Annotated in this window: 16 protein-coding genes and 1 pseudogene; 16 read left to right on the top strand and 1 reads right to left on the bottom strand. The window is 33.4% G+C overall.

All coding sequences use genetic code 11. The features are described from left to right. Positions 1–7: 7 nt before the first annotated feature. Positions 8–2,230: a M1 family metallopeptidase gene (locus ACZ9HT_RS01060; RefSeq protein WP_476038577.1), complete on the top strand. Its 2,223-nt coding sequence runs from the start codon at positions 8–10 to the stop codon at positions 2,228–2,230. 230 nt (positions 2,231–2,460) lie between these two features. Here ACZ9HT_RS01060 and tssD read toward each other — a convergent pair whose 3' ends face one another. Continuing rightward, the gene (gene tssD, locus ACZ9HT_RS01055) at positions 2,461–2,868 is read right to left on the bottom strand and encodes a type VI secretion system tube protein TssD (RefSeq protein ID WP_125025949.1); all 408 of its coding nucleotides are present in this window, start codon (positions 2,866–2,868) and stop codon (positions 2,461–2,463) included. 528 nt (positions 2,869–3,396) lie between these two features. Here tssD and ACZ9HT_RS01050 point away from each other — a divergent pair. From ACZ9HT_RS01050 to ACZ9HT_RS00980, 15 genes and pseudogenes are all read left to right on the top strand, one after another. Further along, a complete protein-coding gene (locus tag ACZ9HT_RS01050; protein WP_476038576.1) occupies positions 3,397–5,361 on the top strand; it encodes a type VI secretion system Vgr family protein in 1,965 nt (654 codons plus the stop codon). An 11-nt stretch (positions 5,362–5,372) separates the two neighbouring features. Further along, a complete protein-coding gene (locus ACZ9HT_RS01045; RefSeq protein ID WP_476038575.1) occupies positions 5,373–6,359 on the top strand; it encodes a hypothetical protein in 987 nt (328 codons plus the stop codon). Beyond that, entirely contained in the window at positions 6,356–7,021 is a 666-nt protein-coding gene (locus tag ACZ9HT_RS01040) for a hypothetical protein (RefSeq protein ID WP_476038574.1), read from the top strand. Before ACZ9HT_RS01045 ends, ACZ9HT_RS01040 begins: the two co-directional genes overlap by 4 nt. Positions 7,022–7,054: 33 nt before the next feature. Continuing rightward, positions 7,055–8,362 (top strand): hypothetical protein, encoded by a 1,308-nt coding sequence (locus ACZ9HT_RS01035; RefSeq protein ID WP_476038573.1) that lies wholly within the window; start codon positions 7,055–7,057, stop codon positions 8,360–8,362. Continuing rightward, positions 8,340–8,861, top strand: coding sequence for a hypothetical protein (locus tag ACZ9HT_RS01030; RefSeq protein WP_476038572.1), 522 nt, complete (start codon positions 8,340–8,342; stop codon positions 8,859–8,861). Before ACZ9HT_RS01035 ends, ACZ9HT_RS01030 begins: the two co-directional genes overlap by 23 nt. Before the next feature lie 203 nt (positions 8,862–9,064). Next, a complete protein-coding gene (locus tag ACZ9HT_RS01025) occupies positions 9,065–9,427 on the top strand; it encodes a hypothetical protein (protein WP_476038571.1) in 363 nt (120 codons plus the stop codon). A 121-nt stretch (positions 9,428–9,548) separates the two neighbouring features. Next, positions 9,549–10,352: a hypothetical protein gene (locus ACZ9HT_RS01020; RefSeq protein ID WP_476038570.1), complete on the top strand. Its 804-nt coding sequence runs from the start codon at positions 9,549–9,551 to the stop codon at positions 10,350–10,352. A 4-nt stretch (positions 10,353–10,356) separates the two neighbouring features. Continuing rightward, positions 10,357–14,205: a PAAR-like protein gene (locus ACZ9HT_RS01015; protein ID WP_476038569.1), complete on the top strand. Its 3,849-nt coding sequence runs from the start codon at positions 10,357–10,359 to the stop codon at positions 14,203–14,205. Positions 14,206–14,216: 11 nt separating this feature from the next. Further along, entirely contained in the window at positions 14,217–15,149 is a 933-nt protein-coding gene (locus ACZ9HT_RS01010; RefSeq protein WP_476038568.1) for a DUF3828 domain-containing protein, read from the top strand. A 239-nt stretch (positions 15,150–15,388) separates the two neighbouring features. Beyond that, positions 15,389–16,024: an XAC2610-related protein gene (locus ACZ9HT_RS01005; protein WP_476038567.1), complete on the top strand. Its 636-nt coding sequence runs from the start codon at positions 15,389–15,391 to the stop codon at positions 16,022–16,024. Between the two features lie 48 nt (positions 16,025–16,072). Beyond that, positions 16,073–16,847: pseudogene (locus tag ACZ9HT_RS01000) on the top strand (phage baseplate assembly protein V); the annotation flags it as partial. 270 nt (positions 16,848–17,117) lie between these two features. Then, positions 17,118–18,218, top strand: coding sequence for a hypothetical protein (locus tag ACZ9HT_RS00995; protein WP_476038566.1), 1,101 nt, complete (start codon positions 17,118–17,120; stop codon positions 18,216–18,218). Further along, positions 18,215–18,625, top strand: a complete 411-nt coding sequence (locus ACZ9HT_RS00990) for a hypothetical protein (RefSeq protein WP_476038565.1) — start codon at positions 18,215–18,217, stop codon at positions 18,623–18,625. The genes ACZ9HT_RS00995 and ACZ9HT_RS00990 overlap by 4 nt, the downstream gene beginning before the upstream one ends. 100 nt (positions 18,626–18,725) lie before the next feature. Beyond that, a complete protein-coding gene (locus tag ACZ9HT_RS00985; protein ID WP_476038564.1) occupies positions 18,726–19,517 on the top strand; it encodes a hypothetical protein in 792 nt (263 codons plus the stop codon). 16 nt (positions 19,518–19,533) lie between these two features. After that, complete coding sequence (locus tag ACZ9HT_RS00980) at positions 19,534–23,778, top strand: hypothetical protein (protein ID WP_476038563.1); 4,245 nt, start codon at positions 19,534–19,536, stop codon at positions 23,776–23,778. Positions 23,779–23,780: the final 2 nt, after the last annotated feature.

Raw genomic sequence — 23,780 nt, 5'->3', positions numbered from 1 at the left:
CATCCACATGAACTTCAAACTATTTAAACCGCTTTTAACTTTAGCGGTGGCAATTTCCGTAAATCTCTCGGCGCAAACTGCAGCACCTAAATACAGTTACACTGAAGCGTTCAAACCGTTTTTTTATCAAAATAATGGAACTGAAACCCGTTCAGCAAGCGGACAACCCGGTCATAATTATTGGCAAAACAGTGCAGATTATGTTTTGAATGCAACTTTAAATGATTCAAAAAACGAAATTTCCGGTTCAGCAGAAATTGTGTATACGAATAACAGTTATGATAATTTGAGTTTTTTATGGCTGCAGCTGGATCAAAATTTATTTAAAAAGAATTCGCGTGGTAATGCCGTAGTTCCTATGATGGGAAGTAGAAATGGAGCACACGGTCAGGAATTCGATGGCGGTTATACCATAAAATCAGTCGAAATACTTTCTGCAAACGGTAAAAATTTTAAGATAAATCCAACTTACACGGTTTCAGATACCCGAATGCAGATCGATCTGCCCCAGGATTTAAAAGCAAATGGCGGTGTGGTGAAATTCATCATTAATTATTCCTTCGTTTCTCCAAACTATGGTTCAGACAGGATGGGAGTAGAAGCGACAAAAAATGGAAAAATATTTACGATCGCACAATGGTTTCCGCGGATGTGTGTTTATGATGACATCAGCGGGTGGAATACTTTGCCTTATCTGGGAGCAGGTGAGTTTTTCCTCGAATACGGAAATATTACCGCGAACTTAACCGTTCCAGCCAATCAATATGTAGTTGCTTCAGGAGAATTATTAAATGCAAAAGAAGTTTATACGAACGAACAAAATAAGAAATGGGATCAGGCGAGAAATAGCGATAAAACAGTGATTATTCGTTCCGCTTCTGAAGCAAATGCCGCCGAAAAAAATTCTTCCGCAACCAAAACGTGGAAATTTAAAATTGAAAACACCCGTGATTTTGCCTGGACTTCGTCGTCTGCATTTATTCTGGATGCAGCGAAAATTGATTTACCAAGCGGAAAAAAATCATTAGCAATTTCTGCCTATCCTGTTGAAAGTGATGGGAATGCAGCCTGGGGAAGATCAACTGAATATACCAAATCATCCATTGAACATTACTCAAAAAGATGGTATGAATATACCTATCCAAATGCGGTAAATGTCGCCGGAAATGAGGGTGGAATGGAATATCCCGGAATCGTTTTCTGTCACATGAATTCGAAAGGTGCCGATCTTTGGGGCGTTACCGATCATGAATTCGGGCATAACTGGTTTCCAATGATCGTGGGGTCTAACGAAAGAATGTTCGCCTGGATGGATGAAGGTTTCAATACTTTTATCAATTCTATTTCTGAAAAAGATTTTAATAAAGGAGAATACTATCAACCAAAATCTGCGCAAAGTATGGCACCTGCTTTTAACAGTGACCAAATGGAACCTATTATGACCGCACCTGATAATTTAAAAGAAAGAAATTTAGGCTTTCTGGGATATTATAAACCGGGAGCAGGCTTAACGATGTTGCGCGAAAATATTCTGGGCGAAGAGCGTTTCGATAAAGCTTTTCGAGAATATATTAAAAGATGGGCTTTCAAACATCCAACTCCGGAAGATTTTTTTAGAACCATAGAGAATGTTTCCGGCGAAGAACTGAACTGGTTCTGGAGAGGTTGGTTTGTTAACAAGTGGAAGATTGATCAAGCTGTAACGAACGTAAAATATGTAAATGGTGATTTTAAGAAAGGTGCAGTCATCAAAATTGAAAATATTGGGCAACTTCCGATACCGGTAAATTTGGATATTACCTTTAAAGACGGAACCAAGCAGAATATGAAACTTCCTGTGGAGATCTGGAAAAGAAATTCCGAATGGTCTTTTGAAGCGCCAACTACAAAAGAAATTATTTCTGTTCAGTTAGATCCAAAAGGAACTTTGCCTGATGCCAATGTTGCTGATAATACTTTTACAATGGGAAATGCAGTCCTTGACAAAATTGATCTTAAAGATTTTGTCGGGAACTTCTCCAGTAAGCAACTGCCTTTGAAAATTGTGACTACTGCTGAAAATAATTCTTTGATGCTGCAGGCAACCGGTCAACCAAAAATTCCTCTGGAATATGAAGGAAATGATAAGTTTGCTTTTTCTGCAGCTGGAATTGAATTTCAGTTTTCTAAAGATCGAAAAAGCGTAACGCTGAATCAAGGTGGTCAAAAATATGAATTTACGAAAGATTAAATTTTCATTATAATTGTTAAAAACTTCTTCAATTATTGGGGAAGTTTTTTTTGTAAAAAATATTCAAGGTCGGAACTTGATCTGAATGTGATCTAATTTTTTATTTAGATGTCGTAATTGTCTTGAAATTAATAATATTAAGATACTTGGAGATATAAAGTTCATCAAATTAAAAGCCCTGAATATCGATTGATATTCAGGGTTTTTTAAAATAATTGATTCGGTCTTAATTACATTCCCGGCCAAACACCTTCGTAAGCACCGCCACCGTAATTGATTTTCTCAGCGCTGATAACGAATGAGATAAGCATACTGTTGCTGTCGATCGCATCGAAATCTACTTCATGTTGAATTACGTAACCGTTTTCCCAGTTTAGTTTGATCAACGTTCCTTCTTCGTGCGATTTATTGAAAGTTACTTCGCCAACGGTTGGTTTGTATTTACCGTTCAATAAAGATTCGATGATGTCGGACTTGTCAGTCGCTTCGATGGTTACTTTAATGATTGCGTTGCTCGGATCAGAAGCTACCCGTCCTGAAACATCGGTAGATCTCGCTACGCTGTAGTTCAGTTTTAATACTTTGGATTCTTCGCCGTTGTTGAATTTTAAGACTGCTCTTGAATTGTTTGCTGCCATGATTTCTGAAATTTATTTGTTAATATTTTGTTTGATGATTTTGAAATTGATTTGAAGTGAAAGTGTTTTTACTTCAATTTTCTTTCGTTTCTGTAATTCAAAGATAAAACCGTTTTTCTTTTAAAAACTATCTTTTTCAAAAAGTTGAAAAATTGTAGTAGTTCTACTACAAGTCGGTTAGAGGGGGATTTTATTGATGTTTTCCGTTGTAATCCTTGCTATTAGGAATATTCTCTGTAGTCAGTTTCTTATAAGCCTCCAGAATTTTCGTTTTTAGAGCATTATTATTTGCGAAAACTTCAAATATTGTAGTAGTTTTACTACAACTTCGGTACTCTTTTTAAAGTAAATTTGTGTAGTTATCTGGTCGATCATCTTTTATTTTGAAGATTACCTATTTAGTAGACTGTGAAGTTGAAACTTTTAAACGCTTTCAATTATTCAAAACTTTTAAATGGTTTCTTTTTTTAAATAAACTAAAGCATAACAATCACCAGGAATATCATTAACCCTCAGAAACCTTACGATATGGAAAAGAATGGAAACTCAGAAGCAGTATTTTTCAAACCCCAAAAGTTTACGCCGGAAAATAATGCAGATGGAATAAAAAATAACCATCAGGCCGGAATTAACCGTCTGGTGAAACTTTCTGTCGTCATCAATGGGAAGATCATTAAACATTACAAGCATTTTAAACTCACCCAAAGCGCTAAAAAGCACCATAGTTTTGAATTAACTTTGTCCCACGATGCTTTAGGAGAAAGACAAAATCACCAGCTGGAACAGGCGAATCAGTTTTTAGGAAACCGACTCACCGTGAAAATTATGCACAAAGACATTGCAGACAGTCCGGAGCGGGTTTTCGTAGGGGTGATCACGGGCGTAAGTTTCAGTCAGGACAGTCATTCTTTAGGAAACATTATTTTAAAAGGCTTCAGTCCCACCATTTTACTGGATGCAGCGCCACATACCCAGAGTTTTGGCGGTGAAGGTCCCGTGAATATGGGAATTATTGCAGACAGTGTTATTAAACAGGGAATCGGAACCGCTTACGATATTAGGGTTGATGCTAAATCTACCTCTCAAATCTTGTACAGTGCGCAATACGATGAAACGCATTACAACTACCTCGCAAGAATGGCAGAAGCTTACGGCGAACAGTTCTTCTACGATGGCGAAGTTTTACATTTTGGATCCATGCCTCCTCAAAATAAAGCCATCGAACTCACCTACGGCAGCAATGTTTCTGATATTAATGTCGAATTAAAAGCCGTTCACATTAAACCCAATTTTTACGGATACAACAGCAGTTCGAATGCAAAGTTAACCTCCGGAGAAACACCCATCAAACATAAAAGTGATCTGGCGAAAACGTCTTATCAAAATAACAGCGGCATTTTTAAAACCCCTTCTCTACAAGTCGCACCGATCAAAGCAACTACAGATATGGATGTGGTGAATTCGCAGACCAGTGCATCGGGAAGTAAAGCCGTAGAAGTGCTCACGATCTCGGGCGGAACCACGGTTCCTTTTCTTTATCCGGGATGTGTGGCAGATCTGAAAATGCGCAAAGTAGATTCTAACCAGACCAGTTACTTCACCAGAGTCATGATGACCGAAGTGACTCACGATATTGATACGCTCGGACATTACACCGGAACTTTTGAAGCGATTGCTTCAGATACCGGCTACATGCCGAAACCGGATTTTGTTTTACCAATTGCGCAGCCTCAAATCGCCACCGTTATTTCAAACACTGATCCATCAGGGCAAGGACGAGTAACTGTTCGCTTTGATTGGCAAATGCATGACACGACGAATTTCATCCGAATGATGAGTCCCGATGCGGGTGGTACAGATCAGGTTTCTCAGAACAGGGGTTATGTTGCTATTCCGGAAGTTGGGGATCAGGTCATGGTTGGTTTTGTACACAATCATCCGGACCGCCCTTTTGTGATGGGCGGAATGTTTCATGGGGGAGTTGGACTTGGTGGTGGAATCAATAATCACATGCGCTCTATCCAAACAAAAAGCGGTATCAAGGTTTTGATGAATGATAATGAGAAAAGTGTAACGATTTTGGATCCAAGCGGGAATACTTATTTTATGGATGGTGCTGGGAATATTACTGTTACTGCGCCTAAGAATATGACTTTTAATGCGGGAGAGAACATAAAGATGAATGCAGGTGTTGATATCTCCTCAATTGCAGGAAGCAATATTTTTTCTACTGCCAATGTAAATATTGTTTCTAACGCAGGCGTAAATATGATTGATACTGCTGGGAGAGATTTAATGCAAAGCGCGACTGGAAACATACACGAATCTTCTGATATGAGAAACGAAATTTCTGAAAACGAAAGAAATATCCAGGCGAAGAAAAGCGATTCCTATGCAGAGAAAGTAACTGTTGTAAGTACCAAAGAAAATATGATTTTACAAAGTGAAAAAACGGTAAAATCTCAGAGTGGCGAAGAAGGAAATTCTCATTAAACGTTTTTATTATGGCAATCATTAAGAAAGCGAAAAACATTAATATTCAGGTAGCGAATAATTACAATTCGATAGCCAAAGTTTCTCATGAGCAATCTGAAGAAGTGATTATTGAAGCTACCAAGCAGAATTTAGAATTATCCAGTCAGAAACGTGCTATTTTGCAAGGGTATGGGAAGGAAGGTGACAGAGAATCTGCTGATAAAAAAAATCTTATTGACAGAGGCGTCGTAAAAAAAGGTTATTGGATTAATGAAAATGGAAATACAGTCATTATTAACAGCACTGGAAACAGAGGATATGATTGGTTTTCTGCAGACAGTCCTTCAGAACAGACAATGAGACAAAACGGGATGTCCAGTTATGATATTTTTAATATAAATCTTACAAAATCTTACACAGAAACTTATCTAAAAGCTGAACTTAAAAGTACTTTATTTAGTTTTTCGGATATTGAAGATGGTTTTGGAGAAAATGGGCGAAAGCTAGCCAATCACTTTTTTGTGGGGAATGGAAGTCCATTCACATTCATTGAGGGCTCAAATCCATCAAATGAAGTAAGAGATTCCTCAAGATTTAAAGATGCGTTTATTGAAGGTTTGAAATCTGAATTGAAAAAAAGATATTTAGAAAAAAAATACATTAACGAAAGTGCAACAAAAATTTATCAATTTTCTACTAATTTGCCTTATTATTCTCCGCTAGAAGGAATGGATCCGTGGTTGAACGAAGTAGCAACATTTGTAGGAGGAATTCAAGGTTGTATCGCAAGTTATAAATTATATCAATACGAAATAAGTAAAGAAATAGAGGTGGAAATAGAGAAAGTTACATTTTTGGATACATTTGGAGCTGGATGGGAAGATGGTGGAGCAGAAGGTGTTATGAAACAATGGATACCTGGTTTGGTTGCCATGTTTTGCCTACAGCACTTCAAAAATATTACCGATAAATCTAAGTATCAGCCTTTTACTATATTAATAGATATAGCCTTATGAAAATAAAAACAATGCTAGCTTTTATAATATTATTAATCAATTTTAGCTGCATCAAAACTAAGAAACTAGAACCTATGGAAATAAGATTCACTTCTATAAATGATGTCTACGGAAATTACATATTCAATTTCGAAGATAATATTGCAGGAATAAAAAAAATAAATGATTTTGCTGTGGAAAATATCAATTCATCAAAACAAACAAGTGATTCAGTAAACATACACATATCTGAATTGTCTAAAGAAGAAGCTCAGGATTTGTTAGCAAATCAAAGCCTTCCAACAATGGCAACAAATGTTATTTTTTACAAAGCGTTAGATGATTTTGGTGGACAACCAGATCAAAAAGATGTTTTGATAAAATATATATTAGACGAAAATACTTTCGAGATTAAAAATATAAATATTCCCAATAGTGATATTGAAAAAGATATCATTTTTAAAGAAAAAAACAAAAGTGAAGAATCTTTGTCGCTAATAATTAATTTAAGTAATATTTCGATATCAGATTTGAAGACGATTGTGAAAAAAGTTGACCAGATAGGTTTGCAAAAGAAAGTGGAAAATTTTCAGTACAAAATCGAGGATAAAACAGGAATTTTTTTATTCAGCATTGAATTTCGGAAAATGGGAGAATACTTACGTTTAAGCTTTCCAAGGTAAATAAAGTTTGAATCAATACAAAACAGTGTAAAAATGGCAACAGCGGGAGTAGAGTTTAAAGTAAAAGATCCTATCGAACGAAAAGGAATTGAACCAACACAGGTGAAAAGTATACAGCTTTTAACTAGTTTACATAATGGATCTAAAAATACTGGCAATATCAAAGAATACCAGTGGGGTATGATCTATGGGAGAACCTATAATTTTAAAGTTAATGCTTACACTAATGGCAAACCAAATGATTTAAAAAAAATAAAATGGAAATTTAAATATCACAGTTTGTCACGGGATAAATGGATAATCGTTAATTCGACCGTAACTGGAGATTCCTACAGTATAGTAATGAATGAAAAAGATATGTGCGGAAGAATAATTCATGTGATGGCATATATTAATGATTATACAAATGAAGGGTATTTGAAAACATGGTTTCATAATAGGTTTAGGTGGTTTGATAGGAGAATCGTTCATCAACAAGCTGATGATCGGGCAAAAGATCCATGGAAAATTGATCAGCACTCATCCTCTCTATGCGGAATGGCAGCTTTATATTACACTTTAATAAAAAGAGACCCTAGTCTATATTTAAAAATAACAAAAGAATTATTTAGGACTGGAGAATGTTTGTTAAATAATTTTATTATAAAGCCACATGAGGAAGCATTAACTATGTATGATATGAATCCTGCTAGTTCAGATTTTGCAACTGTAAACATGCCTTATGTAGACTGGATAGTATTGGCAACTACAAGAAGTAGAGAAGCTTATTTATACGATAAACTAGTGTATAAAGGTATAGAAAAAGGAAAAATTGACATGTTAAAAGCTGTTAATTGGCCAGAAATGATGAAAAAAATGACACTAAAAGTTGCCGGTTATTCCAGTGCAAATATGATAGGATTAAGTAAAGTATTAATTCAGCAAAAGAAAAGACCGATCGGCGGAAAAATATATGATAAATTTTCTAATTCAGATCTACAACATCTTTTGGATATACAAAATAAATATCAGCAAGGACATAAAATTATGTTGATGATTGATTCTAATATGTTAGAAAATATTACAAGTTATTCTTATTCGGATATTTTTAATAATTCACATTGGGTCGTATATGAAGGAGGTTTAAATTTCTTTGATAATAAAAATAGTATTACAACAGATTTAGATGAAGCGGTTGATGTGTCTTTTAAAATATACACCTGGGGTTGTGATCCTAACAATTTTTATAATGATGAAAAAGGGAAACTACCTCAAAAAAAATATACTTTACTAAATCCTAATTTTAAAATCTCTACCAACAGTTTTAAATCAACTTTTTATGGATATATTGAAGCTTTTTAAAATCCTCTTACTATTAATTTTTGTCGTATCCTGCAAAGATAGAGTCAAAAATGTAGATGAAAATAATTTTGCTTATATAGATATTATAGGATATAACGACACAGCAAAAAAAGCAAATCTCATATTTTACGAAAAAAATTCACAATTTAGTGTTGTTGTGAGTCAGAATGATGACTTCGCTATTTCTACATATACTGTCATGAATACTACGGATAAAGCTCTTAGTTTAAAACTAAATTTTGAGAATAAAAAAAACATTAATTATGATATGAAATTAGTAATAGATGACAAATATTATTATGATTTTAAAAATACTTTTATTAAAAAAGATACCCTTAAAAAACCTAATGTTTTTGGAAATGATATATATATTTTTAAAAGTATGAAATCAGAAGTAAATGATTCTTTGATGTATTTTAAAAATTATGAAATAAGAGAAGAAAAGTCGATTAAATTACCCTTCAGACTTGCAAGAATAATAGAAATTGGTGATAAGTAAATAAATTTGTTAAGAATCAGGAAAAGAGATGTTTACTAGAAAAAATATCTATAAATTATTTAAATCAAACTATTATGGATATATTGAAGTTCATTAAAAAGTATTTTATTTTTACATTAATATTTTTTATTTTTTCGTGTGATAATAATTCGAGAAAAGACATCAAAAGTGAGATCTGGGTTTGGGACTGGAATAATAAACCAATGCCTAAAAGTATTTCATTATTAAGTTATAATAAAAACAAATTTATAGGATACAAAGCAGATCAAGTGAGAACTATATACGATATACTAAACAAAAGTAAATATTTAATAATAAAATTTAAATCAGAACAAAATCAGCTATCAACCGGTAATAAATATGAATTAAAGATTAATGATACAATTTATTATAAAATTAATGATTTTAAAACCAGACCTATAAATCAAGGCGGAGATATAGATGTAAAAGTGAATAACAAGTACACTGAAATAGGCGATGACGATATTCTTAAATTAAACTTAGGGTTTAAAATAAAAGAAACAATTGTCTGCAAAATGATATTTTGCTTAGTATGGTTATTTTGAAAAGCGTTATTGATGGGAATATTACAATATCTGCATAATTTTACTAAAATTTTAAAATTTGTTTTTTGTCTATTAATTTTTAAGTATGAAGAATTTACTATACGATTTAAGTAAAAATTAAATGAAAGACTTATTAAAATATTTCCCAACAAATACCTACCATTTGGAAGAGAAATCTATACTGAAAATTGGTGATCAAGAATATGAAACAAGTATTTCTTACAATTTATTTATAGAAAATGAGGATCAAGAAGAAGATTTTGAAGTAAGTATTGACAGAACAAATTTCAAGGTTAATGAAAAAAAAATTGACATCAAGTTTTTAAGCATCGCCAACCAATACATGGAAGCACTTTTTCCTTTGCATTGTGTAGTGGAAAACTTTAGATTAAAGATTGTAAATCTTACAGAGATTCACAAGCGGATAAAGAAAAAAGATGTTCTGTTAGAAAATAAATACAGCGGAGAAGGTTTGTCAAATATTCAAAATCAGTTTAAAAACGTTACAGAAACAGATGAAAAACTATCGGAATTTATAAAACACCTTCCTTTTATGAAAATATCGAATTTTGGAATGCAGAAATTCGAGAAGAAAAAAGATTATTTTTTAACATGGAATATTTTGTCAGTAGGATTTTCAAAATGGAAAGGTGCGATGATTTACAATAAAGATGAAAACAAGATAATTTTCGAGCCAAAAATAGAAAATGCACAAGAAATCATGAACGACATTATTCGCTATGTTCACAAAAATGAATATCCCTTAGATTTCGAAGAGGACAATGTAGGGTTGTTCGCAGATTTTAAACAGGAAATCATTTATACAGGAGAAACTGGCAGGATAAAATCGGCAGCCACAGAAGTAACAATTGAGGTGGAAAATAAATTTTTCTACGAGCAAAAAATTATCCTTTCAAATAAATAAAATTATGGCAGAACCTATTCCACATATAGTTCAGAGCGGAGAAAACATGATGGATATCGCCAAAAAACTGGGACTGAAAGATTGGCATCAACTAAAGGAATACCATGATTCCGTTTCGGATCAAAAAACGACTGAAATGCCTTTCGCGGGATCTACAATCATGGTTCCTCCTCAAGATGAAATTTATGAAATGAATGGAGAAGAGCCACCCTTGGATCCCGTAGAAGAAGAAAAAGAAGCCGAAAAGAAGCAGGAAGAAGAAAAAAAGAAGGAAGAGGAAGAAAAAAAGCAAGAAGAACTTTCAAAAGGCGAACATGACAGAAAATATTTCGTTGTTCATGGAGCAAAATGCGTTTGTGATAAAGCAGTAAATCCTATGCAGACGGCAGATTTGCAGGTTACTTCGCATAAATCTATTGTGTTAAATGATCAATCCAAGAAATATTTAGCAACCGAAGACGATAAGACTTTTATTCCACCTGCCGCAACTTTTGGACAATGCAAATTGCAACCAACCACTGGCGGATATTTACCCTGTTCACTTACAACCGCACCAAAATGGACTAAAACTTATGAAAGTACGCAGGTTTTAGGTAAAAAAACACTCACAGAAATTTCTGAACTTCAATGTATGATTGGTGGTAAAATCACTATCTATAAACACGGTCAAACTGACAGTGTGAGCAATGCGCATGCAGACAACACGGATCCATTAGAACTGGCGGCGGTAAATCCTGCGGTAGAAATGCCGAAGAAAAAAGAAGAATATCCCGTTGTAACCTCTATAGCCATTACAGAAATAGAAGATAGAGAAGGTTTTAAAGAAAAGGATTCCAAAGATAAACCGTCAATTTATTTACGAAAAAACGAAGAAGCTACTTTCAAAGCTAATCTAAAAAGCGGAAACAATCAATTGACATCCTGGATGATTTACAGCGATCATCAGGGAAGCAAAGAAAATCGACTTTTACTTAGAGAGCAGATAGGAACAGAATTTTCGCAGAGTTTCGGCGATTTAGGTATTTTTCGGGTAGAAGGATATGGAAAACCGAAAACCCCAGAATATGAAAAAGGTAAATATGATAAATGTGATCCTTCCTGCTCCATAGATGTGGAAGTGGTAGAAAACAAACTTTTAGATTTGCAAGTGAGTTCGAATGAATTCTCTTCAAGAATTGACCCTTCAAAAAATTTAAAATTTCGGAAAGGTGTCCCGTCTGTAATAAAAGCGAAATTTTCTATCCCAAGACTAACCGCAGATGAAAAAGCAAGATTGACAATGTCCCTTTTGGATGGCGATGGAAATACACTTACGGATTTTATCACAAGTGGATCTACTCTCACATTTACCCCAAAAAACTCAAAAGCTACCTATACAGTTGTTGCGCAATTTACCACAGAAACGGGTGAGGTTATCGAAAAAAAATTAACCGGTGAAAGTGAAGGGAATGTAGTTTTGGCAATAAGTCACGGTTCGGAAGTAGTAAGACCGGGAACAGCGATGAGTTTTCAGGTAAGCAAAATGCGTTACAGTTTTGATACGCAGCAATCTGAATACAGTTTAACGCCCGAAGAATCTTCCGAAATAAAATGGAATTTAGACGGTGCTTTAGTTGGGACGGGAAACAGCCTTACAATTCCTGGAAATAAATTGACGACACCCGGAAAACACGTGGTGGAAGCTTACAGCAAAACAGCAAACGCCACTGGAAAAGGTGCAAAAAAAGAAGATGACGACTGGCATTTTGAGGTGAAGGAAAATGATGTGGTTAGTTTTAAATTGAGTGGAAATCCTAAAGTTGGCAAATCAATTACGGCAACTGTTGATAAAATGGTTTTTGCAGATCTGCAAGCAAATGAAGTAATCCAATGGATTGCACCATTAATGAAGGGAACCGGAAAATCAGTGACAGTAACCCCGAAAGTAGCCGGAAAATTCTCCGTAACCTGTAAAATAAATAACCAAAAAGGAACAACGCAGGAAATTGATGTTTTAGAGGCAAAAATCATGAATGGTTTTTGGCATGATCTGCAGGGTAATGAAATAAGCAAAGCAACCTGGGGACAGAAAGTACTTTTCAGCATTGGTGGGGAAAACCTAAAAGGGGAAAATATTAAAGCGAAGATTATAGATAAGGATACGGTTTCAGGGAACGATTTTGCGTCAGATAAAAGTTTTGCGTTTGGAGACTCTGCATATTCCAATTTTGCGTTGCAGTTAGACAAAAAAGTGCAGGACAATACCACGTCAAGCCTTACTCCAGATGCGTCACTTTTTGTAAAGGCGCAGATTGTGAATATCGATAAAATTCAAAAAGAGGTTCCCGCAAAAAAAGGAGCGCAACAATATTTAAATGTCTCATCTTCACACAACGTTTACAGAGCACTAATTGGTGATTCCAACGGCAAACAACGGCATAATCCCGTAGATTATGACATGAAAAGTTTTGTTTACGCCAATACTACTTTTCCAAAAGGCTCAAAGTTAACCGTTAAAATTTTTGAGAAATTATCCTGGCACGAAAAGGACAAGGAAGCTACTGAATTAAAAAATACAGGAACTGTAAAAGAAGACGGAACTCTGGTAACTTCAGTTGATTGGGGAAAACTAAAAGACGCCAAGCAAAATAAGAAAACTAAAACCTACTACCCGGAAATTTTTGATTCTGAAAATAATTTACTTTTTGATGGAAGTGATATAGAAACCATGTGCAATGCGGTATTGATCCCGCAAAGTATTCTTAAAAAACAGGTGGGTTATACGGGTGCTGTTTTGGTGGGAAGTGAAGATGCTCCGAAAATTGAAAATGAAAATGGTGTTTGTGAATGCGAAGCAAGGGTTAGAGCATTCTTACGATTAATTATGGTTAAAGAATCTGAGCAAATGGCTATCAAAAATGGCTACTCACCTTATGAAATAAATGTTGGAGGTAAATCTTTTATAAAAGATTATAAAAAAGATTATACTACACACCCCCGGATTCTCGTATCTTCAGCAAATTCTACAGCTGCAGGAGCATACCAATTTTTAGGTTGGAAGTATGATGAAATGAATGGTTATGAAATTGATGAAAAAACTTACAAGAAAACGGGAAAATATACAGAGGAGAAAGATTATATCAAAAAATATAAAATTGTTGATTTCTCTCCTTTATCACAGGACAGATTGTGTATAGCAAATATTAAGCATTACAGGTCCGGAATTATGAAAGCATTAATTAATAATGATATTAACAAAGCTTTAGATGTTGCGAGTTATGAATGGGCAAGCTTACCACATAATGACCCTAATTATAAAACAGGCACAGAATGGAGATATGAAGGACAACATGGTCAAACATTGGTAGAGGCAAGAGCAAATTACGAAAATTTTTTAAAGGAAGAGCTTAAAGGAACAACTAAATACCTACAAATTAAAAGTGGCTTTCTAAAAGAATTTGGATATGAATGCTGTAGTAGTGCACCAAATAATGCTACGCCAAAACCACTTAAAAAAGGTTATGATATTGATAAAGCTGTTAGTTATATAATTGCTAATGCTAAAACTAAGAAACCATATGGAGATTGTGCACTCTATGTTAGAAGGGCAATAAATGCAGGAGGCATTTCTGGATCATGGGGTGATGCGTATCAATACATAAATGCCTTCCCAAAAATAGGCTTTACTGATTTAGGAAAAATTACCGATTTTAAAAAGGGAGACATTGTAGTATTTAATAAAACTGGTGACCGTAAGTGGGGACACATTTCAATGTGGACAGGAAGCCAGTGGATTTCAGATTTTAAACAAAGTTCAATAATAGTTCATAAAGATTATAATGATAAAGATTATCATATTTTCAGATGGCAATAAAATAAAATTTTATGAAGCTTACATTTTTTAGATTAATTCTAATACTTACTTTATTTGCTAATTGTAAACAAAAAAATGCCGATCATTCTAATAATGAAGAAAAATCGAAACAAAAGAATTCAATTATTTCTAATAATGATGAAAGAGGTATTGAGTTTTTAACAGATTTTTATGCAAAATACTATGGTGAAAATTTAGACAGAAAAGGTATTGAAAACTATGTTTCATCTCGCATTTTAAAAAGAATCGATAGTTTGTCGGAAGGAGATAATCTCGTTTTAGATTATAATCCTTTTATTAAAGCACAAGACTATGACTGGAAAATAATTAAAAAGACATTGATAATTACACCATTAAAAAATAAAAATGAATTTAGAGCAAGTTTTTTATTATTTGGAAAAAAAAATGAGGAAAGAACAAAGATAGATTTTTTATTAAAAGAGGATGAGAATCACAAGTTATTAATTTACAGTATACTAAATGATAAATATTTAAATTTTAATAGAAAAGATGTAGTTGTTAATATTAATAATACAGAAAGGTCCAATTACTCGTCAAGTAAGTATTCAATAATTGGTACATGGAAATATCTATGCGATGATGCTCGAGATATGAAGATAGAAAATGACAAAGAAATATTTTTAGTAGTTCAAGGAAATCAAATTGCTGTAAATATGATTAAATTAGATAAAAGTACAAACAGTGAATATTATTATAGATTAGATAAAAAACCATTAAATATGGGGAGTGGTGGTAATTCTTTACCTTGGAACACTTTTTTGAATGATACAGAAATTGCAAAAATTAGAGTTTTAAATAATAACCAAATAGAGTTTAGTTGGTTAGGTTTTTATAATAGTAAAACAAACGAAAGAGAAATGACAGATTGTGAATTTACTATGAATAGTGGAGAAAACCCTGTCATTTTAAATAGATGTGAATGATAATTATTTAAAAAAAGGCTTTTAAACTATAAATTTGCCGAACTCTTAAATGTAGTAAATGTGCGGGCGCACAGATTATATCCGGGGCAAATTAAAAGATGCCAAACAAAATAAAAAGGTAATAATAGTTCCAATTTCATCTATATGCTATCGAAACATATCTGCTGTACATTGAAATGAAATTATCTGTCTGAAGTAAATATATAGACACGAAACACTTTTAAGTAAAATCTATTAGAATGAAAATAATTATTGGGTATATCCTTTTATTATCTTTTTTATGTTGCAAAAAACTAAATTCCTCAACATCGCAGTTAATTAAGCGTCCTTCAATAATTAGTAAAGACTCTACAAAAAAGGCTAATGAATTTAAATTTTCTATTTTGCTATTGAATAAAGATGAAGAAGATAGACCATCGAAATTAAAAATTGAAATCAAGAGAAATAATAAAATCATACAAAATATAATTTTTATTCCTGAAACTTGGTTTTCAACTAAAGGTTCTTTTAAGATTAGTCGAATTAACTACTACGAAAATAATACAAAAATTCAAGAAGGAGTTGAAAATTATCATGACTTTATTATTGACGACTTCAATTTTGATAATCTTGAAGATTTCGCAATTCTGTATGATTACGGTGGAAATGCAGGCCCAATATATTCATATTATTTTAAAAATTGTAAAGGAAAATTCGAGCTGGTTAAAGATTTCCCTTTAAATCAAGATTCTTTTCCAAAAAATATTGATACGGCAAATAGAACTTTAACGACTATAAGACCATTTGATTGTTGTAAGATAGAAACTAATATCTTTCATTTGAAAAAAAATAAATCATGGGAGTTATTATCATCTAAACAAGAAGATATGAAATAATTGAAGCGAAATGGAATTAAAAAAATAATTCAGAAAGTGGCATCTTCAAAACCCCCCGCTTTGCAGATTGCTCCAATCCGTGCGACGACGGATAAAGATGTGGTGAATTCGCAGACCAATGCATCGGGAAGTAAAGCAGTCGAAGTTTTCACCGTTTCGGGAGGAACAACAGTTCCCTTTTTATATCCGGGATGTGTGGCAGATTTGAAAATGCGCAAAGTAGATTCCAACCAAACCAGTTACTTTACTCGCGTCATGATGACTGAGGTCACTCATGAAATTGATACGCTCGGACATTACACCGGAACTTTTGAAGCTATTGCTTCTGATACTGGCTATATGCCGAAACCGGATTTTGTTTTACCCATCGCTCAACCACAAATCGCCACCGTTATTTCAAATACCGACCCTTCAGGACAAGGACGCGTGACCGTTCGTTTCGATTGGCAAATGCATGACACGACGAATTTCATCCGAATGATGTCTCCAGATGCGGGTGGTACAGATCAGGTTTCTCAAAACAGAGGTTATGTTGCGATCCCGGAAGTTGGTGATCAGGTAATGGTGGGTTTTGTACATAATCATCCGGACCGCCCTTTTGTGATGGGCGGCATGTTTCATGGGGGAGTTGGACTTGGCGGTGGAGCACAGAATCACATGCGATCCATTCAAACGAAGAGTGGGATTAAAGTTTTGATGAACGATAATGAGAAAAGCGTGACGATTTTGGATCCAAGCGGGAATACTTATTTTATGGATGGAGCGGGGAATATTACGGTGACAGCGCCTAAGAATATTAGTTTTCAAGCAGGAGAGAACGTAGTCATTAATGCTGGAAATAATATCGTCGCCTCTGCACAGAAAAATGTGAGCATTTTGGCTGGGGAAGATATAACTGAAACAGCTAATGATAATTATAATCTAACAGCCAGTAATATTATAGAAACTGCGGTTGAAGGGAGAAGTTCCATAGCAAAAAACATTATGGAAAATATGGAATCTGGTTCTTATATCAGCACTAAAAATGCTATAAATGTAGAAAGTGCAAAAGAAGTAAATATTAACAGTGGTAAACAAGTAAAAATGCAGTAAGATGGGTGGAGAAACTGGAAATATTGTAAGAAATGTCTTTGGGAAATCTTACAAGGAAGCAGAAACCATTTTAAAGGATGCTTCTAATGGATCTCTAGATTTTAAATCTCCGAATGAGAATACATTTTACGGAAAACAAGGGGGAAAAAGACTTGATGAATATAAACCTAAAAAAGAATCATTACCCATAAGGGTAGTACTTGTAAAATGCTATGAAGATTTTGATTGCAAGAAAGAATTAAAAAAAATAGAAAAAAATAAAAAGTATTTTTATAAAGTTATACAGTATAATAGAAATCCAACAAAAGCTGAACTTAAAAGTTTGAGATGGGGAATACAGTTTGACAGCGGTACCATAGATAGTGCACCTCAAGCAAATGGTGTTGATAAAATATCTTATTTCGTTTCTGAATCCAAAAAGGTATCAAAAGTTACAGCATATGCGTATTTCAAAACTCCTATTAAAAGTGCAAGTGCTGAAACTTTTGTTGATCCTAAGATCGCAGTTCTTTTTATTGGAGGAGCAGGAGATAAAAGAAAATATTCGGGACAAGGCCCAAATCATAATATTGTTTACGCTCAAAAACCATTCGATAAATTATTCGCAGCAAAACCTAATTACCAATCAATATATTTGGGCTATTATGAGGTTTATCCAGAGACTGATATCACCAAATATGTAGAATCTAAAATTCAAAAAGGTGACCTTTTATATATAGTGGGACATAGTTTAGGAGGATGGAATGCAGCCCACTTATCCAAAGTATTATCCGAAAAAGGATATGATGTTGAAATGTTAATTACTTTAGATCCGGTAGGAAAAGATTTAATAATAAATGGTTCCTCAGAAATATATTTTAAAACTCCTGAACCAAAAGCAAAATTTTGGATCAATATATTTGTTAGTGCTGAAAATTATGGCTTTTCTGACTTTATAGCTGATATGGGCGTACAATGGAAGCCTAAAAGTCCCAAACCAAATATTTCACATACCACAAAGCATAGTCATCTAGATGCAGATTTAATTTTCACAGATAAAATGAGTAACGGTAAATCTGCATCTGATATGATTTCTGAATCTATAAATAGTAAATTGAAATGAAAATAATATTTTTATTATTAATTCTTAGCTTTATTTCATGCCACAATGAGAAGAGCGAAAATGAGATAAAATTAAATGGTATTACCTACTTGGCAGAAACGAATGAAATATCCTTGGAGATAGCAACTCAAGAGAATTTCGCGGACGTAAATAAATCTTTAACTTTTGGATTAGAGTGTGTTGCCGACGAAAAATATTTTAAAGAAAAAACTGCTGATGAACAAAGTAAAAATAAAGTGAATGATTTTATCACATTGGTACAAGTGAAAAATGATGTTTATAATTTCGCTGTGGGTAAGGGTATATATGAAAAAATTAAAAATAATAAATGCTTTCATTGCAGATTTACACGACCTGATTATCTATTTTCTAAATCATATAAATCGAAAGTATTCGACGTTAAATGAGTTATTAAAGATAGATATAATTATAATAAATTCTTAAAGCATTAATCTTGCCTCCCAATTTTTATTACATTTTTAAATTTAAAAATAATAGAGTTAAATTATGATCAACGCAGTAAAACCCTTTCAAAAATATTCTTCTTCAAATCATATTTTTAAAGTTGAGAATTTATTAAATGTTCATTTCTGCGATACAAACTTTTTTCAATCTACATTTGATTTGCATCTTAAAGAAAATAAAATTGATGATTTAAAAAAAAATTGGATCATTGAAAAAACGGAAGATAGCGTTTCATTGAGGGAGAAACCTTTTCTGAAGATTGTATTCGAGCTGGAACGCAGCACTTATCCTCTCGAAATTACTGTAGATGAAAAAGGTGTTTTTCTAAAAGCCAACGATCACAAAAAAACGGTTGAAAACTGGAAATTAAAAACAGAAAGTCTGAAAGAAAGTTATAATAATGCCGATGCATTCCTAAATCAATATTTGTCGGCACTAGAAAGTGAAGAATTTTTTTATAAGAATAAGTTAAAAGAGCCATTTTGGAATTTATTTTTTTTTGCTCCTTCCTATATGGATAATGGAGTGGTCAATAAGGAAAAAATCACATGGTTTATTAAAAGTTTGGGCGAAGTGGAATGTCAAGGTAGTATTCAGGCAGAAAGAAGAGATTACGGATTCGAGTCTGTTTTTAAATCTGAATTCAATTTACCTGAAATATTGAGTTTAGAATTGATCAAGAAATATAAGCGTACTGCAAAGGATTACAAAGTTCTTTTAACTATTAATATGAACTATAATTCTACTAAAAAATATTATTTTGCCAGAAGTGCAGAATTTTCAATTTGTGAGGGGGACAAAATGCTTTATCAGGAAAATTGCCTTATCAAATAACAGTAAAGTATAAACTATGGCAAAAAAAGGATTTATAATAGTTGAAGGAGCTACTGCTTTTTGCAGCAATTCTGTTGCTAACAATTCTAAGGCTACAGCAGTGCCAATGCAGGTGAAAAGTCAGAAAAAAAAATTGGGCAAAAATAAATATTTTGCTCAAACTAAACCTATCGCTACTTATTTGGATGATACAGCCGATAGCTTTGGTGGTGGTACAGGATTTAACCAATGTAAAGGACCAGACGGAAAACCTTATCCCTGCAAAGCAAAATGCAACCTGAAATATAAAGATTATTATGAGAATGTAGAATTTAATAAAAGCATGAGAATCCTATTGGACGTCTCAACTGCCATCTGCCCAGGATATGGAGTTCCGGGAACAGTTTCTTTTGCTACAACTGGTCAATCGAATAATATCTCACAAATAGACGTGAAGGAAGCTGATGAGTTTTCTGTAGCCAATTTATCACCACAATGGGAAACTTTTTCTGCAACAGAAACTTCTACAACATCCGTCGCTTCCATATCCATGTCTGCACCATTAATGGCAGATAAAATTGCTGGAACTTATTTCTATTTAAAGTTGCCAAATCATAATTTTTCGATATTATCCTCACCATTTAGTTTTCTATCAAAAAACTTAACACTAACCGCAAAATTCAAAGGAGATTCTTCAAAAATTATTTGGGCTATTTTTAAAGGTGAAGGCACAAAAGATAAGGTGAAAACTTTCACTGGATTGGGCAGTGTTTTCAATCAGGATCTGGAGAAAATATTTGAAGATCAAAAGGAAGGAAAATATAGAATAGAAGCGTACGGAAAAAAAGCCGGGGACAATAAATGCGCAATTATAATAGAAGTAGTTAGCGATTTTGTAAAAAATATAAAATCACCTGGATCTTCATCGTTAATTAATATTCCAGTCCCATTTTCTGTAGAACTCAAATTAGAAGGTTCTCAAGATAAAATGAAAACACTCAATTTGAGTGAGATGAATTCTTTTTTTTCTAAAACTAAATTATATTGGAGAGTAAAACAAGGAAGCAGAACAATATATAACAATAGCAATTCTACAAATTCTCAAATTTTAGATGTTAAGAATATTGGAAATCAAATTATAGTTAATTTTAAAAACGCAGGAAAATATACAATAGAAGCTTTCACAGATCCAAATGATCCAAAACCAGAATCTGTAGATGTAAAAATTGAAAACACTTTAGGAATAATGGGTGTGAAGGGAGATGCTGGACTTTTAAGATATAACGACGCTTTGAAAGTAGAAGTTTCTGAATTTAATGTAAAATATCTGCCCAATTCCGGCAAAACAGTTCATTGGTATCTGAAAAAAGAAGGAGTAGGCCGAATTTCAGCTTTTGAAACTTCAGCATCTTTCACTTCTTCAACGATTAATAAGTCAGTCGGCAGTTTATTGGTTTACGATGCTAAATTTACCAACGCACAATATTTTGGAAAATTCGTGTTGGAAGCTTATGCAAATCCCATCGCAGCTGGAAAACAACCCTCTTTTTCTGGCGCGGATTGTTTTCATTTTGAAGTGATAAGAAATACGCTGGATAAATTTACTTTACCTGCAGCTATTATTCCTAAAGGAACAAAAATAAAGTATGCAGCTGATGCAAGAATTTCCAAATTGATCGGCAATGAAGCTATAATAGTAGATCTTCCCCCAAATGTTATCGAAAATAAAGACGGCACTTTGACTTTTGAGAAATTGGGAGAGTACAGTTTGGTTGCTTATTTAACTGGAGATTACACCGATGACAAAAAAATTCTCACAAAAATAAAAGTTTCAGATCCAGTTGTAAAAAGAGCACTTTGGGCATACAATACTGGTGTGAAACGAACGGAATCCGGTTTTGCAGAAGAAACTTATGGTTTTTTAGAAATTGAAGGATTACAAAACCAAGCTTTAAAAGTGAAAATATGGGTGAAAGGAGACGGGGATGGTTTTTACAAAGAGAAAGAAAAATATTTGCTGGAAGAAAAATCGGTAACTTTAGATAACGAAGGCAAAGTTTCTTTTCTAATAGAAACTACAGAAGAATACAAAACCAAATTAAAAACAGCCGTTCCCCGAACTCCTGAAAATCCGAATCCAAAATACCGCCTCATTTTCACTATTGAATTACAGGCGAATTCTTCCGCAGATATTATTTTACCAAGTAAAGTAGGGATTACAGGAACACGTCCTGTAGTAATAGATGATGCCACAACATATTTAGAGGTTTTGGATGCTAATGAAGAATTATCGATAACTTCTGAACAAAAAATAGTATCCATCATGTTTTCTACAGAAGATGGAAAAGCCATTCAACGAGCTCAGACTTTCTACGGAAAAACGCATAAAATTTGGGTGCATACTGTAAATATGGCAGATGAAACTTTGAAAATAGATGTATTTAAAGAAGTGCCGAAAGAAGGATTGAATGAAACCAATCATATTGTTTACACCCATGAAAGCAAAGAAAGTTTTAAAGAAGAAAAAGTAGGAAAAGACGGTTTATTAGAAGTTTCTTTTACCCCAAAAGTAGAATGGAAAGATCCACCAAAAAATTTCGATTACTACATTGCACAAGTTTCCAGATTATTGGTAGATCCGCAAGATGATACCAAACATATTTGGAATTCTGAAAAAGTTCAGCTGACTATTAATAATACCCTAAATGCATCTTTGGTCCGGACGGAAGATATGGAGAAATTAGGTATAAAAGCATATAAAGAAGATGGTACAGCTTTCACCCAAGATGAAATGCTGGAGCTTCGCAAACAATTCATTTTCTATGAAAGTGGATGTTTAAAGGTCTCTCAATTAGAAACGCCTGAAGTTATTGACAATGATGTTGTTCCTGTTGTCGTGGAAATGGCGGAGGTTAGGAAGCAGAAAACGTGTTATTGCGACCGTCCTTTTTTAGAGACAGAAGTCAGGGATTTGGTAAAACATATGCGAGGCAAAGAGGAAATATGGGAATCTACAAAAATGGATCGTGAAAGCTTTGAAGATTTGACATACGAATTAAATAAAATGTTCAAGCATTATAATATTAATAAATGTATTCAGAAGATTGCTTTTCTCGCAAACGTATATTCTGAAACTAGTTTTTTTCGAACAGCAGGTGAAGAAACAAGTTCAGAGGCATCTAGTGGTTATAAATATAAAGGTAGAGGAATAATTCAACTAACTGGGAACGGGAGCGACCCTGTAGCATATAAAAATTATGATGAAACAGTACCAGAAAACATTGTAGACAATCCCGAATTGATAGCTACTAAACTTCATTTGGCTGTAGATAGTGGCGGATGGTTTTGGGATGAATATAAGAAAATTCCTAAATGGAATGAAAATCCTGAAAAAACATATTCTCAAGCTGAAAAAGATGCAATGAAATTTAAGAGGGATTATTTTAAGAAAGCATTAGGAAAAAGTTTAAATGAAGCTTCTTTACTAATGGAAGAAGATGAGGAACGTTATTATTTTTTAATTTGTAAAATATTAAACGGTTATTCACTAATACATAAATTGGAGGTAAATCCTAATGGTTGGGATCATAGAAAGAGTGGTCTTTCTAAACTTAAAACATGGTTTAAATATAATAAAAATGTTTGTCACGGAGAAGTTACTGTTTTGCCTAATCTTTCAGGAAAAGCTCCATGGATAAAATTTGCTCTTGAAGAGTTAAAAAAATATGGTGGTATTAGACAAACCGAATCTCCATTAAAAGAAAAAGTAGTTGAATATTTTAGAATTTCAAAAGCTACATGGTACGATCACACAGGTTATTGGTGCGGTGCATTTATAAAGTGGTGCTTCTCTCAAACACAAGATTATAGTTATGTATTTGATAGTTACAACTCTGTCACAGCATACAATTGGTTGCCAAAAACCCAAAGCCAAAATCTAAATTCAAAGCTAAATGGTTGTGCAGATTTAGACTATATAGAGAGTATTGAAGATGTTTTTGTTGGTGCAATAGTAGTTTTTAATTATAGTCATGTGGCATTTGTAATTGGGGAATCAGAAGATGGTACAACAATCTATTATCTAGGAGGAAATCAATCTGATAAAGCAGCTGATGATGGTCCAGGCAAAAGAACAATTTGCATTGGTAAAATTTTAAAAACGGGGATTAATAAAAAGTTTTGGCTATCTAAACCTAAGTCCTATTTACCATCAAGCGAGGAGAAAAAACTTCCTAAACTTAGTGTTACAGCATATGAATTAGATAACTTAAGTACAAGATAAAA

This window comes from Chryseobacterium sp. UYP7, assembly GCF_056279225.1.
This window is presented reverse-complemented; position numbering and strand designations above follow the sequence as displayed.

What these genes read in the sequence shown, in the direction of transcription:
- ACZ9HT_RS01005 (WP_476038567.1), top strand. Translation starts at nt 15,389, where the DNA reads ATGAAAATAATTATTGGGTATATCCTTTTATTATCTTTTTTATGTTGC.
- ACZ9HT_RS01045 (WP_476038575.1), top strand. Translation starts at nt 5,373, where the DNA reads ATGGCAATCATTAAGAAAGCGAAAAACATTAATATTCAGGTAGCGAAT.
- ACZ9HT_RS01040 (WP_476038574.1), top strand. Translation starts at nt 6,356, where the DNA reads ATGAAAATAAAAACAATGCTAGCTTTTATAATATTATTAATCAATTTT.
- ACZ9HT_RS00990 (WP_476038565.1), top strand. Translation starts at nt 18,215, where the DNA reads ATGAAAATAATATTTTTATTATTAATTCTTAGCTTTATTTCATGCCAC.
- ACZ9HT_RS01050 (WP_476038576.1), top strand. Translation starts at nt 3,397, where the DNA reads ATGGAAAAGAATGGAAACTCAGAAGCAGTATTTTTCAAACCCCAAAAG.
- ACZ9HT_RS00995 (WP_476038566.1), top strand. Translation starts at nt 17,118, where the DNA reads ATGGGTGGAGAAACTGGAAATATTGTAAGAAATGTCTTTGGGAAATCT.
- ACZ9HT_RS01020 (WP_476038570.1), top strand. Translation starts at nt 9,549, where the DNA reads ATGAAAGACTTATTAAAATATTTCCCAACAAATACCTACCATTTGGAA.
- ACZ9HT_RS01025 (WP_476038571.1), top strand. Translation starts at nt 9,065, where the DNA reads ATGCCTAAAAGTATTTCATTATTAAGTTATAATAAAAACAAATTTATA.
- ACZ9HT_RS01010 (WP_476038568.1), top strand. Translation starts at nt 14,217, where the DNA reads ATGAAGCTTACATTTTTTAGATTAATTCTAATACTTACTTTATTTGCT.
- ACZ9HT_RS00980 (WP_476038563.1), top strand. Translation starts at nt 19,534, where the DNA reads ATGGCAAAAAAAGGATTTATAATAGTTGAAGGAGCTACTGCTTTTTGC.
- ACZ9HT_RS01035 (WP_476038573.1), top strand. Translation starts at nt 7,055, where the DNA reads ATGGCAACAGCGGGAGTAGAGTTTAAAGTAAAAGATCCTATCGAACGA.
- ACZ9HT_RS00985 (WP_476038564.1), top strand. Translation starts at nt 18,726, where the DNA reads ATGATCAACGCAGTAAAACCCTTTCAAAAATATTCTTCTTCAAATCAT.
- ACZ9HT_RS01015 (WP_476038569.1), top strand. Translation starts at nt 10,357, where the DNA reads ATGGCAGAACCTATTCCACATATAGTTCAGAGCGGAGAAAACATGATG.
- ACZ9HT_RS01030 (WP_476038572.1), top strand. Translation starts at nt 8,340, where the DNA reads ATGGATATATTGAAGCTTTTTAAAATCCTCTTACTATTAATTTTTGTC.
- tssD (WP_125025949.1), bottom strand. Translation starts at nt 2,868, where the DNA reads ATGGCAGCAAACAATTCAAGAGCAGTCTTAAAATTCAACAACGGCGAA.
- ACZ9HT_RS01060 (WP_476038577.1), top strand. Translation starts at nt 8, where the DNA reads ATGAACTTCAAACTATTTAAACCGCTTTTAACTTTAGCGGTGGCAATT.